Source organism: Micromonospora sp. 050-3, from assembly GCF_046549335.1.
Classification (GTDB): domain Bacteria; phylum Actinomycetota; class Actinomycetes; order Mycobacteriales; family Micromonosporaceae; genus Micromonospora; species Micromonospora trifolii.
The window spans coordinates 395,763-411,190 of the sequence record NZ_JAJPVX010000002.1 but is presented as its reverse complement, the minus strand read 5'-3'; the positions used below and the strand labels follow the sequence as shown (position 1 = coordinate 411,190).

14 protein-coding genes are annotated in these 15,428 nt (G+C 72.2%); 8 read left to right on the top strand and 6 right to left on the bottom strand.

Features of this window, described 5'->3' with window-relative positions:
• Positions 1-14 precede the first annotated feature (14 nt).
• Both purQ and purS read right to left on the bottom strand, forming a co-directional pair.
• Positions 15-698, bottom strand: a complete 684-nt coding sequence (gene purQ, locus ACLJOK_RS16875) for a phosphoribosylformylglycinamidine synthase subunit PurQ (protein WP_238678753.1) — start codon at positions 696-698, stop codon at positions 15-17.
• Positions 695-958 carry a phosphoribosylformylglycinamidine synthase subunit PurS gene (gene purS, locus ACLJOK_RS16870; RefSeq protein ID WP_030491392.1) on the bottom strand — a complete coding sequence of 88 codons (264 nt, stop codon included), beginning with the start codon at positions 956-958 and terminating at the stop codon, positions 695-697. The genes purQ and purS overlap by 4 nt, the downstream gene beginning before the upstream one ends.
• Positions 959-1,316: 358 nt before the next feature.
• Here purS and ACLJOK_RS16865 point away from each other — a divergent pair, with 358 nt between their 5' ends.
• Positions 1,317-1,997, top strand: coding sequence for a S1 family peptidase (locus tag ACLJOK_RS16865; RefSeq protein ID WP_410819776.1), 681 nt, complete (start codon positions 1,317-1,319; stop codon positions 1,995-1,997).
• Positions 1,998-2,021: 24 nt separating this feature from the next.
• A complete protein-coding gene (locus tag ACLJOK_RS16860) occupies positions 2,022-2,585 on the top strand; it encodes a YbjQ family protein (protein WP_410819775.1) in 564 nt (187 codons plus the stop codon).
• Between the two features lie 105 nt (positions 2,586-2,690).
• On the opposite strand, the gene purB is transcribed toward ACLJOK_RS16860, so the two are convergent.
• The 4 genes from purB to ACLJOK_RS16840 form a co-directional block, all read right to left on the bottom strand.
• Positions 2,691-4,115 (bottom strand): adenylosuccinate lyase, encoded by a 1,425-nt coding sequence (gene purB / locus ACLJOK_RS16855; RefSeq protein ID WP_410819774.1) that lies wholly within the window; start codon positions 4,113-4,115, stop codon positions 2,691-2,693.
• A gap of 83 nt (positions 4,116-4,198) precedes the next feature.
• Positions 4,199-6,607 carry a hypothetical protein gene (locus ACLJOK_RS16850; RefSeq protein WP_410819773.1) on the bottom strand — a complete coding sequence of 803 codons (2,409 nt, stop codon included), beginning with the start codon at positions 6,605-6,607 and terminating at the stop codon, positions 4,199-4,201.
• Positions 6,600-7,631: a glycosyltransferase family 2 protein gene (locus tag ACLJOK_RS16845; RefSeq protein WP_410819772.1), complete on the bottom strand. Its 1,032-nt coding sequence runs from the start codon at positions 7,629-7,631 to the stop codon at positions 6,600-6,602. The genes ACLJOK_RS16850 and ACLJOK_RS16845 overlap by 8 nt, the downstream gene beginning before the upstream one ends.
• A gap of 158 nt (positions 7,632-7,789) precedes the next feature.
• Positions 7,790-9,082 (bottom strand): acetyl-CoA C-acetyltransferase, encoded by a 1,293-nt coding sequence (locus ACLJOK_RS16840; protein WP_410819771.1) that lies wholly within the window; start codon positions 9,080-9,082, stop codon positions 7,790-7,792.
• Between the two features lie 55 nt (positions 9,083-9,137).
• Here ACLJOK_RS16840 and ACLJOK_RS16835 point away from each other — a divergent pair, with 55 nt between their 5' ends.
• The 6 genes from ACLJOK_RS16835 to ACLJOK_RS16810 all read left to right on the top strand — a co-directional run bounded on the left by ACLJOK_RS16835 (position 9,138) and on the right by ACLJOK_RS16810 (position 15,422).
• Entirely contained in the window at positions 9,138-10,508 is a 1,371-nt protein-coding gene (locus ACLJOK_RS16835; RefSeq protein ID WP_410819770.1) for a 3-oxoacyl-ACP reductase, read from the top strand.
• On the top strand, positions 10,508-11,374 hold the full coding sequence (locus tag ACLJOK_RS16830; RefSeq protein WP_410819769.1) for a MaoC/PaaZ C-terminal domain-containing protein: 867 nt from the start codon (positions 10,508-10,510) through the stop codon (positions 11,372-11,374). Before ACLJOK_RS16835 ends, ACLJOK_RS16830 begins: the two co-directional genes overlap by 1 nt.
• 102 nt (positions 11,375-11,476) lie before the next feature.
• Positions 11,477-12,229 (top strand): NUDIX hydrolase, encoded by a 753-nt coding sequence (locus tag ACLJOK_RS16825; RefSeq protein ID WP_410819768.1) that lies wholly within the window; start codon positions 11,477-11,479, stop codon positions 12,227-12,229.
• Complete coding sequence (locus ACLJOK_RS16820; RefSeq protein ID WP_410819767.1) at positions 12,226-13,194, top strand: serine/threonine protein kinase; 969 nt, start codon at positions 12,226-12,228, stop codon at positions 13,192-13,194. Before ACLJOK_RS16825 ends, ACLJOK_RS16820 begins: the two co-directional genes overlap by 4 nt.
• Positions 13,195-13,203: 9 nt before the next feature.
• Complete coding sequence (locus ACLJOK_RS16815) at positions 13,204-14,163, top strand: hypothetical protein (protein WP_410819766.1); 960 nt, start codon at positions 13,204-13,206, stop codon at positions 14,161-14,163.
• A complete protein-coding gene (locus ACLJOK_RS16810; RefSeq protein ID WP_410819765.1) occupies positions 14,160-15,422 on the top strand; it encodes an adenylosuccinate synthetase in 1,263 nt (420 codons plus the stop codon). The genes ACLJOK_RS16815 and ACLJOK_RS16810 overlap by 4 nt, the downstream gene beginning before the upstream one ends.
• The last annotated feature ends 6 nt before the right edge of the window (positions 15,423-15,428 follow it).

The following is a 15,428-nucleotide window of genomic DNA, read 5'->3' as shown; positions in this document are numbered from 1 at the left end:
GATCGTGCCGCCGGTCATGCCGGCGCCCCCACCAGGTGCTTGAGGACCGACGTGAAGAAGCCGAGGCCGTCCAGCGAAGGGCCGGTGAGCGCCTCCACCGCGTGCTCGGGGTGCGGCATGATGCCCACCACGTTGCCGGCGGCGTTGGTGATCGCGGCGATGTCGCGCTGGGACCCGTTGGGGTTGCCGCCGACGTAGCGGGCGACCACCCGGCCCTCGGCTTCGAGCTGGTCCAGCGTCGCGGTGTCCGCGACGTAGCAGCCCTCGCCGTTCTTGACCGGGATGAGCACCTCCTGGCCGGGCTGGAACGTGTTGGTCCACGCCGTTCCGGCCGACTCGATGCGCAGGACCTGGTCGCGGTTGCGGAAGTGCAGGTGCTGGTTGCGGGTGAGCGCGCCGGGCAGCAGGTGCGCCTCGCACAGGATCTGGAAGCCGTTGCAGATGCCGAGCACGGGCAGACCACCCCGGGCGGCGTCCACGATCGTCTCCATCACCGGGGCGAACCGGGCGATGGCACCGCACCGCAGGTAGTCACCGTAGGAGAAACCGCCGGGCAGGACGACAGCGTCGACGCCGTGCAGCTCCGGGTCGCCGTGCCAGAGCCGGACCGGCTCAGCGCCGGCGATCCGGACGGCCCGGGCCGCGTCCCCGTCGTCGAGCGAGCCGGGGAAGGTGACCACACCGACCCGGGCGGTCACGAGCGGGCGTCCGCAGTCTCGTCGGCCTCGACCAGGCGGACGGTGAAGTCCTCGATGACCGGGTTGGCGAGCAGCTTGTCGGCAATCTCCCGAGCGCGGTCCAGGTCCGGTTCACCGGTGAACTCGATCTCGATCCGCCTGCCGATCCGAACCGAGGCGACGTCACCGACGCCGAGCCGGGGCAGCGCGTTTGCGACGGCCTGGCCCTGCGGATCAAGGATCTCGGGCTTGAGCATGACGTCGACGACGACGCGAGGCACTGGGCACTCCTGACTGTGTACGCAGTTGGGTGCCGACCCACAATGGGCGAGCGCAGCCAGCGTACCTGGCAGATATCGCCGCGGACGCACCGGCCGGCCGCAGTTCAGGCAGTGATCGACATTACTGACGCTCAGGCGGACCCGCCAGGCGCGACACGTGGCCTCAGCAGGACATATACGGCGCAGCGGGTGGCCGAATCGTTACATTGGGCAACCTCGATCACTCCCTTGATAACGACCGCGTCGGGCCCTACTCTACATCGACGTAAGTCGATTTTGCCGGCTCCGGGAACCCCCGCCGCCCGGCCCCATCCGCACCCGGCGACCCCGGGCCCGCCCCGTCCAAGGAGTCCACCCGATGCGCATCCGCCCCCTGCTCGCCGTACTCAGCACCGCGCTGGTCGGCGCCCTCGGCGTCACGTCCGCCGCGTCCGCCTCCCCGCCCAGCCCGAACATCATCGGTGGCGGCACCGTCTCGTCCGCCCCCTGGGCCGCCGCGGTGCTCAGCAACGGCTCGTTCACCTGCTCCGGCAGCGTCATCGCCGCGCAGTGGGTGCTCACCGCCCGGCACTGCATCAACGGCACGATGTCGGTGCGGATCGGCAGCGTCAACCGCACCTCGGGCGGGGTCACCCGCACCGTCAGCGCCACCTACACCCGTAGCGACCTGGCCCTGATGCGGCTCTCCAGCAGCGTCAGCACCTCGACCGTGACCCTGGCGAACAGCAACCCGCCGATCAACTCGACGAACTCGATCTACGGCTGGGGCATGACCTGCTACAGCGGCTGCTCCGCGTCCACCCAGCTGAAGACCGCCACCGTCCGGGTGACCAGCAACAGCGCCACCGACGCGTACGGCGGCCAGGCGATCCGCAGCACCCGGATCAACGGCAACGCCTGGCGCGGTGACTCCGGCGGCCCGCAGTTCTACAACGGTCAGCAGGTCGGCGTCGCCTCCACCGCCGACGGATCGAGCATCCAGAACTACGGCAGCGTTGCGTACAACCGGGCCTGGATCACCTCGGTGGCCGGTGTCTGACGGTTAGCGCCCCGCGCGGCGCGGATGGTCGGCGGCGTGCCGGCCGTCCGCGCCGCGTCGTTTTGCAGCATCCGATCAGGTGAACAATGCACCCGATCGGGTCGCGCCACTCCTGACAGCATCGGAACCGTGCTGGTCGTGACGACAGAGCAACTGCCCGGCTACGAGATCCGCCAGATTCTCGGTGAGGTGGTGTCATCGATGGCCAGGACGCGCAACCCGTACCGCGAGGGTGTGAAGAACCTGCGCGGTGGCGCGTACGACCCGATGGCCCCGGACAACCTGACCCGGTGGCGCACCGACTCGGTGGCCCGCCTCGGCGAGGAGGCCCTACGGCTCGGCGCGAATGCCGTGATCGGCATGCGGTTCGACAGCCGGGACTGCGGTGAGATGTGGATGGAGATCTGCGCGTACGGGACGGCCGTGGTCGCCGTACCCAAGATGCCCGAGGTCATGCCGGCCGACCAGCCGGCGGTCGCCGCGGAGACCGCGGAGATCGCAGGCTTCACCGAGTCTCCCGGCGGCATCGCCGAACCGGCCAGCGCCCCCAACCTGAGAACCGCCGCCGAAACCCCCACCGGCGAATAACCCACCCACCCACCCCGGTTGATCATGAAGTTGTTGCGCTACGCACCGGCGTGTCGCAGCAATAACTTCATGATCAACGTGCAGGGGAGGTGGGGGTGGGGTGGGTTAGAGGATGGGGGGTGGGCTGTAGGTGGCGGCTTCCGGGTGAGCTGTGACCACCTTGGTGATGCGGCTCGTGACAGCTGCCACCTGGGCCTGGGCGGCGCCTACGAAGGCGTTGCGGTCGGCGACCAGGGTGTCGATGTCGGCGCGGGACAGGCCGAGTCGGCCGTCCGCCGCCAGGCGGTCGAAGAGGTCGTTCTCCGGTGAGCCCTTCTCGCGCATCGCCAGGGCCACCGCCACCGCGTGCTCCTTGATCACCTCGTGGGCGACCTCCCGGCCGACGCCCCGCCGGACCGCCGCTACCAGGATCTTCGTGGTGGCCAGGAACGGCAGGAAGCGCTCCAGCTCCCGGTTGATCACCGCCGGGTACGAGCCGAACTCGTCGAGCACTGTGAGGAACGTCTGGAACAGCCCGTCGGCGGCGAAGAACGCGTCCGGCAGTGCCACCCGGCGGACCACCGAGCAGGACACGTCCCCCTCGTTCCACTGGTCACCGGCCAGCTCTCCGACCATCGACAGGTAACCCCGGATGATCACGGCGAAGCCGTTCACCCGCTCCGAGGAACGGGTGTTCATCTTGTGCGGCATCGCGCTGGAACCGACCTGACCCGGCTTGAAGCCCTCGGTGGCCAGCTCCTGGCCGACCATCAACCGGATCGTGGTGGCCAGCGACGACGGCGCGGCGGCGGTCTGGGCCAGCGCGGCCAGCACATCGAAGTCGAGCGAGCGCGGGTAGACCTGCCCGACGCTGTCCAGCACCCGGGAGAAGCCCAGGTGCTCGGCGACCCGTCGCTCCAGCTCGGCCACCTTGTCGGCGTCGCCGTCGAAGAGGTCGAGCTGGTCGGCGGCCGTGCCGACCGGTCCCTTGATCCCCCGCAGCGGGTAGCGGGCGATCAGCTCCTCCAGCCGCTCGTACGCGATCAGCAACTCCTCGGCCGCCGACGCGAAGCGCTTGCCCAGCGTGGTGGCCTGCGCCGCCACATTGTGCGAACGGCCGGTCATGACCAGCTCGGAGTGCTCGTGGGCCAGCCAGGCCAACCGGGCGAGGGTGGCCACCACGCGGTCGCGGATCAGCTCCAGCGAGGCGCGCACCTGGAGCTGCTCGACGTTCTCGGTGAGGTCCCGGGAGGTCATCCCCTTGTGCACGTGCTCGTGCCCGGCGAGCGCGCTGAACTCCTCGATCCGGGCCTTCACGTCGTGCCGGGTGACGCGCTCCCGCTCGGCGATCGAGGCGAGGTCGACCTGGTCGAGCACCCGCTCGTACGCCTCGACCACGCCGTCCGGTACCGGCACGCCCAGGTCGCGCTGAGCACGGAGAACGGCGAGCCAGAGCCGCCGCTCCATCCGGACCTTCTCCTCCGGAGACCAGAGAGCGACCAGTTCAGGCGAGGCGTACCGGTTGGCCAGCACGTTGGGGATCGTCGTCACGTACCTCATTGTCCCGCACCCGCTGGTCGACACCGGGACCGGGCCGGGTCGACCAGCGGGACCGGGCCGGGTTGGTCAGGTCGTCAGGGGCGGTTCAGCTCGTAGACGGTGACCGAGCCGGCGACCAGCCGGACCTGGGCCAGCGCGGCCAGCTCCGCCGACACCGCGCCCGCCCTGGTGTCGGCGAACAGCCACCTGACCCCGTGCTCCGTGCGGAGCCGGTCCAGGTCGGTCTGGGTCGGCGCGCTGAACACCCCGTCGTTGAGCGCCAACAGCGCCGGGTCGGGGAAGCTCTGTCGGGCGTACCCGAGGTTCTGGACGCCGTGCGCGGCCACTACCGCGTCGGTGTAGCCCCAGCTCTCCACCACCGTGCGGTGCCCACCCAGGCCGGTCACCCAGAACGCACGGGCGTCGCAATGCGGGGTGGTGCGCACCGGCCGGCAGTGCACGTTGGTGGCGACCACGTCGTCGTCGGCGGCGTTGTCGTCAAGCCACAGCGCGGCGCGCATCTCGTCGGCGGTCAACGCGTACGGCTGCGGCCCGGTCGCCGGCACCGGCTCGGTCAGCACCGAGCGGACGGTCCCGCCCACGACGACGGCGGCGCTGGCACCGAGCATCGCCGCGGTGACCCCGGCCAGGGCGATCGTCGCCGCCCGCCGACGGCCTCCCGAGCCCGCCGCCGAAGCCGCCGGCACCGGGACCGGCGCTTGGACGCGGCGCCGCCACAGGGCGGCCACCCCGACGGCGAGCGCGGCGGCCACCGCCACGAACAGCACGTACCGTGCGGCCGAGAGGCCCAGCACCCGCAGCCACCCCTCGACCGTCGAGGTGGTGGGGGTGCCGGGACGGCTGATCCTCGGCACGGCGAAGCCCACCACCGTGCCGGCAGTGGCGAGCCCTGCCAGCGCGCCGGCCACGGCCGGCACCACCAGCGCCGGCCAGGGCGCTCGGGCCTGGGCGAGGGACCAGGTGGTCAGCACGACGCCGACCGGGATGACGCCCATCCAAAAGTAGATCTGACTGATCGACGGGTGCTGGAACACCCAGGTGGTGGCCGCACCGGCCAGGACCGTGCCGGCGAGCAGCCAGACGGCCGGGTCGGCCCGGTGCCCACCGTCGACGAGCAGGCTCATGCCCACCCACCGGGGCGCCTGACCCAGCACCCACCAGGCGACCACGGCGAACGCCAGCAGCCACCCGACAAGGCCACCGTCGTTGATGCCCGGTGGCAGCGGCGCGCTCGGCCAGATTCCGTCGCCCGTTCCGAGGGTCTCGGAGTACGGGGCGATGAAGTGCAGCAACGCCAACGCCTGCACGCGCAGCGTGGAGGCCCCACCACCGGCGAACAGCCGGAAGCCGAGCGCCATCGCCGCCACGAGGCAGGCCAGCGCCAGTAGGGCAGGTCGCGGAGCCTGCCGCTTGCGCCACCAGAACACGACGGCGGTGAGACCCAGGCCGGCGATCAACGGCGGCAACGCGCTGGACTTCGCCCCCGCACAGACCAGCCCGAGCGCCGGAACCAGCGGCCAGGCCCGACCGAGGGAACGCCCCCGGGCCACGTCGACGATGAGCCCGGCGAGCAGCAGCAACGGCACCAGCACGTACGTCTGGGAAGGGCTGCCGTACGACAGCGGCATCTCGCCGGTAGCGCCCACCGGCGAACCGAGCGTGACCCCCGCTCCGATGAAGGCGGCGAGGGCGGCCACCGGGCCGGCCCAGACGGCCCCACTCAGGTCGCGGGCGAGCCCGGCCGCGAGCAGCACCGCGGTACCGATCACGGGCACCAGCCAGAGCCGCAGCAGCACCACCGCCGGCGGAACTCCAGTGATCATGCTGCCGCTGGCGATGTGCGCGTCGGACAGGTAGTGATAGCGCAGGGCCTCCCCGGCGACGTGCGGCAACTCGAACGGCATCGCCCGGGTCAGCTCCTGCACCAGACCCAGGTGGTAGAGCACGTCCTGGTAGTAGCCGCCGTACACGGGAGGCAGCGGGACCATCCGCCACTGGGTGTATCCCCAGGCGAGCACCACCAGCAGCGCCGCGCCCATCCCCCAGTGCCAGGCCAGTGGCAGCGGGCGGCGCTCGCCCACCCGCCAGTGCCGGCGCAGCCCGGGGACGGCGGCGAACGCGACGAGAACGGGCAGCGGCCACCACCGCAGCAGGGACTGCTGACCGGTCGCGGCGGCCATCGCCCAGGCGATGATCTCCAGCAGCAGACCGGTGGCCGCGCCGTAGCCGAGGTCCTCCGGGAGGTTGCCCCGGCTGCCGCGCAGCGCGCGGTGCACCAGGGTCCCGGGGAGCACCAGCGCGAGGACCCAGTACGCGGAGAACCGCGCGAGGTCCGGGGTGGGCACGCTGCCGCGGGACCACACCACGAGCAGCGCGGCGATCACGAGCACCCACGGGAGCGTGCTGAGGACCGGCACGAGAGCGTTCCGGCGCGACGTCGGGGCCGGGGCGTCGATCCGCTCGGCCAGCAGGGTGTCAGCCACGGATGCCGACCACCGAATCGAAGCTCGGCGTACGGGAGACGTCATCGCTGCGGGCGACCGGCTGAGCGCCCGGGGCCTCGTCCCGGGAGTCGAACCCGATGTGGAACGCGGGCCGGTTCTGCACTGTGGCGTAGATCCGGCCGACGTACTCGCCCAGCAGGCCGAGGCAGACCAACTGCACCCCACTGAGCAGCAGTACCGCGACGAACATCGAGGTCCAGCCGGGGATGGTGGTGCCGGAGACGTGGGCGACCATGCCGAACACGATCAGCGCGAGGCAGAGCAGGAAGCTCGACATCCCCAGCCAGGTGGCCAGGCGCAGTGGCGAGGCGGAGAAGTTCGCCGTGCTCTCCCAGGCCAGGGCCACCATCCGGCGCAGCGGGTACTTCGTCTCGCCGGCGGCGCGGGCCTCCCGGTCGTAGCGCACCTCGGCGCTGGGGAAACCGAGCGACGGCACCAGCAGCCGGTAGACCGGGGAGCGTTCGGGCAACCCGCGCAGGACCTCGATCACGTCCCGGCTGAGCAACCGGAAGTCGCCGGCCTGCGCGGGCAGGTCGACGCCGACGAGCCGGCGCATCGCCCAGTAGTAGCCACGGGCGCTGTTGCGCTTGAAGACCGTGTCGGTGCTGCGGTCGGCGCGAACGCCGTAGACGACATCGACCCCGTCCTCGCGGGCCACACGGAGCATCTCGGCGATGGTCTCCGGCGGATCCTGGAGGTCGGCGTCCAGGCTGACCACCCACTGGCCGACGGCCCGGTGCAGGCCGGCTGTCAACGCCGCCTGGTGGCCGCTGTTGCGCCGCAGCCGGAGCACCCGCAACTGCGGCCAGTCCCGGCCGTGGTCGAAGAGCACCGACACGGTGTCGTCCCGGCTGCCGTCGTCGACGGCGACCACCTCGTAGTCGACGCCGAGCGCGTCGAGCACCGGCCGCAGCCGGGCGACCAGCGCCGGAATGACAGCTGTCTCATTGAACATCGGGATGACCACCGAGAGGGTGGCCGTCCGTGGAACGACGGACTCCATGGTGATACGGCCCCGTTCCGCACGCAGGAGTGAATCGGTTCGCGCCGGAGGCGCGGCAACGATCACGTTCGCGTGGTAAACCCTCCGCCAGCGGGCCAACTCCTGAACGGCCCGTTAACGCCCGCTGGCGGTCACCCCGGTAAGGGACGATCTCGTATTCAGCGCTCCAGGATGGCGGTCACACCCTGGCCGCCCGCCGCGCAGATGGAGATCAGCCCGCGCCCGCTGCCCCGCTCGGCGAGCAGCTTGGCCAGGGTCGCCACGATTCGCCCGCCGGTGGCGGCGAACGGATGCCCGGCGGCCAGCGACGATCCGTTGACGTTGAGCCGATCGGTGTCGATCGCGCCCAGCGGAGCGTCCAGGCCGAGCCGGTCCTTGGCGAACTCGGGCGACTCCCAGGCGGCGAGGGTGGCCAGCACCTGCGACGCGAACGCCTCGTGGATCTCGTAGTAGTCGAAGTCCTGCAACGTCAGCCCGGCGCGGGCCAGCATCCGGGGCACCGCGTACGCGGGTGCCATCAGCAGCCCCTCGTCACCGTGCACGAAGTCCACCGCCGCCGTCTCCGACCAGCTGAACCAGGCCAGCACGGGCAGGTGGTGCGCCGCCGCCCACTCCTCGCTGGCCAGCAGCACAGTGGACGCGCCGTCGGTGAGGGGTGACGAGTTGCCGGCCGTCATGGTGGCCTGCTCGGCGTCCGGGCCGCGGGTGCCGAAGACCGGCCTCAGCGAGGCGAGCTTCTCCAGGCTGCTGTCCGCGCGGAGGTTCTGATCCCGGGTGAGCCCCAGGTACGGCGTCATCAGGTCGTCGAAGAAACCCCTGTCGTACGCGGCGGCGAGGCGCTGGTGCGAGCGCAGCGCCAGCTCGTCCTGGGAACGCCGGTCGATCTGCCAGCGCAGGGCGGTGCGGGCGGCGTGGTCACCCATGGACAGGCCGGTACGCGGCTCGGCGTTGCGCGGAATCTCCGGCTTGAACGGCTGGAGCGGGCGCAGCTTCGCCGCGATCTTGAGCCGTTCGCCCAGCGTGCGGGCCGAGTTGAGTTTGAGCAGCGTGCGGCGCATCTCCTCGTTGACGGCGAGCGGGGCGTCGGAGGTGGTGTCGACACCACCGGCGATGCCCACGTCGAGCTGACCGAGGGCGATCTTGTTGGCGACCAGGATGGCGGCTTCCAGGCCGGTGCCGCAGGCCTGCTGGATGTCGTACGCAGGGGTGTGCGGGTCGAGCCGGGAGCCGAGGACCACCTCGCGGGTGAGGTTGAAGTCGCGGGAGTGCTTGAGCACCGCCCCGGTCACCACTTCGCCGATGCGCTGCCCGGCCAGCCCGTAGCGGGCGATCAGGCCGTCGAGCGCCGCGCCGAGCAGGTCGGCGTTTGACGCGTCCGCGTAGCGGGAGTTGGAACGGGCGAAGGGGATGCGGTTGCCCCCGATGACCGCGACCCGCCGGGTGCTCTGCACGATCCGCCTCCTCGACATGTGTTGCTCGAACCCTACTCGCCAGTAGGCTACGCCCATGACCGACAGGTACGCGAGCTTCGTCCAATCGGCCGCCGGCCGCGCGCTGGTCAAGCGCCTCGGGCTGCCCGACCCGCCCCGACTTCGCCGGCACCACCCCGGCGACCCGCTGCTGGCCGGCCCGGCCCTGCTCGGCGCGGCCACCGGCGGCCGGCTCGCCGAGCCGATCGCCAAGATCCTGACCGCCGCCGGGGTCGAGCTGGCCGACCCGAGCGCCGCCACCCCGCAGCGGTACGGGGCGCTGCTCTTCGACGCCACCGGGATCATCGACTCGACCGAGCTGCGCCAGCTCTACGACTTCTTCCACCCGCAGGCCCGGGCCGTGCTGCCCAGCGGCCGGGTGATCGTGCTGGGCACCCCGCCGCAGGAGTGCCCGATGCCCCGCGAGGCGACCGCCCAGCGCGCCCTCGAAGGGCTGGTCCGCAGCATCGGCAAGGAGTTCGGCCGGGGCAGCACCGCGCAGCTCGTCTACGTGAGCGGTGACGCGGCGAACGATCCGGCCCACTCCGCTGGCACGATCACGAGCCTCGAATCGACACTCCGGTTCCTGCTGTCCGGCCGGTCCGCGTACGTGTCGGGCCAGGTCATCCGGGTCGGCGGCGGCGCGGCGAGCGTCCCGGCCGACTGGGACCGCCCGTTGGACGGGCAGGTCGTGCTGGTCACCGGCGCCGCGCGGGGGATCGGCGCGGCGCTGACGAAGGTGCTTGCCCGCGACGGCGCGAAGGTGGTGGCCCTGGACATCCCGGCCGCCGGCGACGCGCTCGCGGCGGTGGCGAACGACATCGGCGGCACCGCCGTCCAACTCGACCTGACCGCGCCGGACGCGCCGACCCGACTCGCCGAGCACCTGGCCAGCCGGCATGGCCGGGTCGACGTGGTGGTGCACAACGCCGGCATCACCCGGGACAAGACGCTCGGCCGGATGGACGCCGACCGGTGGGACCAGGTGATCGACGTCAACCTCTCCAGCCAGGAGCGGATCAACGACGTACTGCTGGCGCGGGAGCTGATCCCGGCCGGCGGGCGAATCATCTCGGTCTCGTCGATCGCCGGGATCGCCGGCAACCGGGGGCAGACCAACTACGCCACCAGCAAGGCCGGCGTGATCGGGCTGGTCGACTCACTCGCGCCGGCCCTGCGGCAGCACGGGATCAGCGTCAACGCGGTGGCCCCCGGCTTCATCGAGACCCGGCTGACCGCGCGCATCCCGCTGGTGGTCCGCGAGGCGGGCCGGCGGATGAACAGCCTGGCCCAGGGCGGGTTGCCGGTGGACGTGGCCGAGACGATCGGCTGGCTGGCCTGGCCGGCCAGCGGCGCGGTCAGCGGAAACGTGGTCCGGGTCTGCGGCCAGAGCCTGCTGGGGGCGTGATGGGCGCGCGGCCGGAGTCGGGCAGCCGTACCCCTGTCGAACTGGCAGGGATGCCGGCGGCCGGGGCGCTGTACCGACGGGCGTTGCTCGGCGCGCTCCCGGGCCTCGGCGGTGGGCGGCGCGGGGCCGACCTGCCGGCGGTCGAGTTGACTGTGGGCGGGGTGAGCGTCGACCGGGCGCAGTTGGCCGACTACGACCGGGTGTGCGGGTTCCGGCTCAGCGATCGGCTGCCCGCGACGTTCCCGCACGTCATGGGCTTTCCGCTGGCCCTGCGCCTGATGACCGCGCCGGATTTCCCCCTCCCGCTGATCGGCCTGGTGCACGTCGGCAACCGGATCACCACGCACCGCCCGATCACCGCCGACGAGAAGCTCGACTTCACCACGTACGCGGAGAACCTGCGCCCGCACGGCCGGGGGCGGCAGGTGGACGTGGTGCTCATCGGCTCGGTCGACGGCGAGGAGGTGTGGCGCGGCGTCTCGACGTACCTCGGTCGGGAGCGCAAGCCGGGCGGGCGCGACCCGGGCGAACGTCCCGCCGCGCCGACCGCCACCGCCCGGTGGCCTGTGGAACCGCGCGTCGGTACGCAGTACGCACGGGTTTCCGGCGACCACAACCCGATCCACACCTCCCGCCTCGGGGCGCGGCTGTTCGGCTTCCGCCGGCCGATAGCGCACGGCATGTGGAGCAAGGCGCGCTGCCTGGCCGCGCTGGAGGCCCGGCTGCCGGACGCGTACACGGTCGAGGTCGTCTTCAAGCTGCCAGTGCCGCTGCCGAGCACCGTGAGCTTCGCGCTCCTGCCCGACGGCGGGTTCGCCCTGCACGACTCGCGCGGCCGACCGCACCTGACGGGTCTCGTGCGCTGAGCGCACCGGCTGGCTTCGTGCGCTGAGTTATCCCTTGGCAGGTGCGCACTTCTGCGCTAGGTTGTTCTCAGAGCGAGATGTTCTCAGAATGAGAGAGACGTGATGAACGAGCAGGAGTTCCTGGCCGCGTACGACCCCCGGGCCTACCCGTCGGTCGCCGTGACCGTCGACGTGGTGGCGCTGACCATCCGCGACGGCGCACTGCACCTGCTGCTGATCCGGCGTGGCGAGGCACCCTTCGCGGGGCACTGGGCGCTGCCCGGGGGTTTCGTCCGCCCCGACGAGGACCTGACCGCCGGCGCCCGACGGGAGTTGGCCGAGGAGACCGGGCTCGGCGGCGAGGCGCTGCGCCGCGTACACCTGGAGCAGTTGGGCAGCTATGGCGCTCCCGACCGTGACCCGCGCATGCGGGTCGTCTCGATCGCCCACCTCGCGTTCGCCCCCGACCTGCCGGACCCGGCCGCCGGCAGCGACGCCGACGAGGCGATCTGGCTGCCGGTGACCGCGTTGACCAGCCGACAGCTCGCCTTCGACCACGGCCGGATCATCGACGAGGCGTTGGAACGGGCCCGGTCCAAGCTGGAGTACACGCCGCTCGCCACCCGCTTCCTCGCCGCCGAGTTCACGATCAGCGAGCTGCGCGCCGTCTACGAGACGGTCTGGGGGCACCCGCTGCACGCCGGCAACTTCCACCGCAAGGTGCTCTCCGTGCCGGGCTTCGTGGAGAGCACCGGCGCCAGCACCGAGCGCGGTGGCGCCCGAGGCGGCCCGCGCGCCCGGCTCTACCGGGCCGGCGACGCCCGTCTGCTGCACCCGGCGCTGCTGCGCCCCGCCCACGAGGAGACGGCGCGGTGAGGGCCGCGGAGGCCATCCGCCTGGTCGCGGCCGCCCGCACCGACGCGGACCTGTTCGGCGCCGACCAGCCGGCCCACCGCTACCGCGAGCTGGTCGCGGCCCTGCACCCCGACCGCCTGCCGACCGACCCGGCGGTACGCGCCGAAGCCCTCGACGCGTTCATCCACGTCACCACCCGGTGGCAGGCACGGCAGTTCACAGTCCTCGGCGACTACCGGCTCGGCGTGCCGGCCTACTCGGGTGACCTGGCCGACCTCTACGACGTCGGCGACGACCGGTTACTCAAGCTCCCTCGACGGCCCACCGACAACGACCTGATGGCCCGCGAGGCGCACGCCCTGCGCACCATCGCCGAGCGCGGCGACCCGCGCTACCTGCCGTACGTGCCCCGACTGGTCGACGAGCTGCGGCACCGCGACGCCAGCACCGGCGCGGAACGGCGGATCAACGTGCTCGCCACAGCACCCGGCCTGCACGACCTCGACGAGGTGCGGCGCGCGTACCCCGACGGGCTGGACGCCCGGGACGTGGCCTGGATGTGGCGGCGGCTGCTGGTGGTGCTCGGCCTGGCCCACCGGGCAGGCGTGGTGCACGGCGCGGTCCTGCCCCGACACGTGCTGATCGAGCCGGACGCCCACGGCGTGGTGCTGATCGACTGGTGCTTCTCCGCGACCGTCGGAAGCACGATCCCCGCGGTCGTGCCCGGCCACGGCTGGGACCCGGAGGAGGTCCTCAAGAAGCAGCAGTGCGGGCCGGGCACCGACATCGCGATGGCCAGCCACTGCATGAGCTGGCTGATGGGGCCACGCGCACCCCGCGAGTTGCACACCTTCGCGCAGGGCTGCCGGCAACGCTCCCTGGACGCCCGGCCCGACGACGCCTGGCGCCTGCTGCGCGAACTCGACCAGGTGCTGGACCGGCTCTACGGGCCACGCACCTTCCGACAGTTCACCCTCACCCCGTAAGGAGCTGTCATGGGCAGTGGAATCTGGTCCACCGACGTGTACGACGCCGCCGACCGCTACCGCCGGTCCACCGGCAAGAGCGCCTTCTCCTACAGCGACAGCGGGGCGCGCACCGTGCACCCCGCGCTCGACCCCAGGGACACGACCCGCGAGAGCCGCGACTCCGACGAGCACCCCCGGTCGACGCCCGTCGCGGTGCTCTTCGACGTGACCGGCTCGATGCGCACGGTGCCGCGGGTCCTCCAGACCAAGCTGCCGCAGCTGCTCGGGCTGCTGCAACGGCAGGGCTACGCCAGCGACCCGCAGATCATGTTCGGCGCCATCGGCGACGCCACCTGCGATCGGGTGCCGTTGCAGGTGGGCCAGTTCGAGTCGGACAACCGGATGGACGACGACCTCGGCCGGATCGTGCTGGAGGGCGGTGGCGGCGGGCAGATGAGCGAGTCGTACGAGCTGGCCATGTACTTCATGGCCCGGCACACGGTCACCGACAACTGGGAGAAGCGCGGCCGGCGCGGTTACCTGTTCATCATCGGCGACGAGTTGGCGTACCAGCGGGTGAAGGTCAGGGAGGTGGCCGGCCTGATCGGGGACGACCTCTCCGAGGACGTGCCGCTGCGGCAGGTCGTCGACGAGGTGACCCGCCGCTGGGACACCTACTACCTGCTCCCCGCCGGCAGCCACTACGCCGGCAACGCCACGGTGCTCGACTTCTGGCGGGACCTGCTCGGGCAGAACGCCGTCGTGCTCGACGACCTCGACGCGGTCTGCGAGACCATCGCGCTCACCATCGGCCTCGGCGAACAGGCCATCAACCTGGACGAGGGCCTGCGCGACCTGGACCGCGCCGGCTCCGGCGCCACCGGGACCGTGTCGAAGGCGCTGGCCCGCCTCGGCCGGGACCGGCGGGCCGAGGTGTCGACCCTGCCGGCGTTCCGCGACACCGCCAGCGGGGTGACCCGGCTGTGAACCACGTGGCGGTGGTCGACCTCGGCTACGGCGACGCCGGCAAGGGCACGGTGGTGGACTGGCTCTGTGCCACCCGTCCCGTGCACACGGTGGTCCGCTTCAACGGGGGCGCGCAGGCGGCACACAACGTCGTGCTGCGCGACGGGCGGCACCACACGTTCGCGCAGTTCGGCGCCGGCACGTTCCATCCCGGCGTGCGTACGCACCTGTCCAGGTACGTGGTGGTGGACCCGTTGGCGTTGGCCGCCGAGGCCGACCACCTCGCCACGGTCGGGGTGCCCGACGCGCTCGACCGGCTGACCGTCGACGGGGACGCGCTGCTCGCCACCCCGTACCACCGGGCCGCCAACCGGGCCCGCGAGATCGCCCGGGGAGCCGACCGGCACGGCTCCTGCGGGCTGGGGGTGGGCGAGGCCGTCGCGTACGGTCTCGCCCACCCCGACGACGCACCCCGGGTCGCCGACTGCCACCACCCGGCACTGCTGCGCCGCAGGCTGACCACAGTGCGGGACCGGCTGACCGCCGAGCTGGGCCCGCTGGACGCGCCACCGATCGAGGACTGCCTGCCCGCGTTCACCGGGTTCGCCGGGCGGGTCGCCATCGTCGACGGCAGTTGGCTCGCCGGGGCGCTCCGCACCGGGACCTGCGTCTTCGAGGGCGCGCAGGGGGTGCTGCTCGACGAGTGGCACGGCTTCCATCCGTACACCACCTGGAGCACCACCACCTTCGCCAACGTGGACACCCTGCTCGCCGAGGCGGGCCGGGCCGGCGACGTGACCCGGATCGGGGTGCTCCGCGTGGTCACCACCCGGCACGGGCACGGTCCGTTGGTGACCGAGGACCCGAGCCTGCCGTTCACCGACGCGCACAACGCCACGAACCCGTGGCAGGGCCGGTTCCGGTTCGGCCACTTCGACGCGGTCGCCCACCGGTACGCCCTCGCCGCGGCCGGCGGCGTGGACGGCCTGGCCCTGACCCACCTCGACCTGGCCGGCCCCGACCTGCGGATCTGCCGCCGCTACGACACGACCGACCGGCTCACCCCGGGCCCGCCCGGTGACCTGGACCGGCAGGCCGCGCTCACCGCCCGCCTGCTGCGCTCCCGTCCGGTGTACGACGAACCGCCGGCAGACTGGCCCGAGGCGGTAAGTGCGGAGCTGAGCACCCCGGTGGTGCTCACCTCCCAAGGCCCTACCGCCGACGACAAGACCCCGCACGGCCCACTGCTCGCACCACCGGCCCTGGTCCGCTCGGCCTGACTCCTG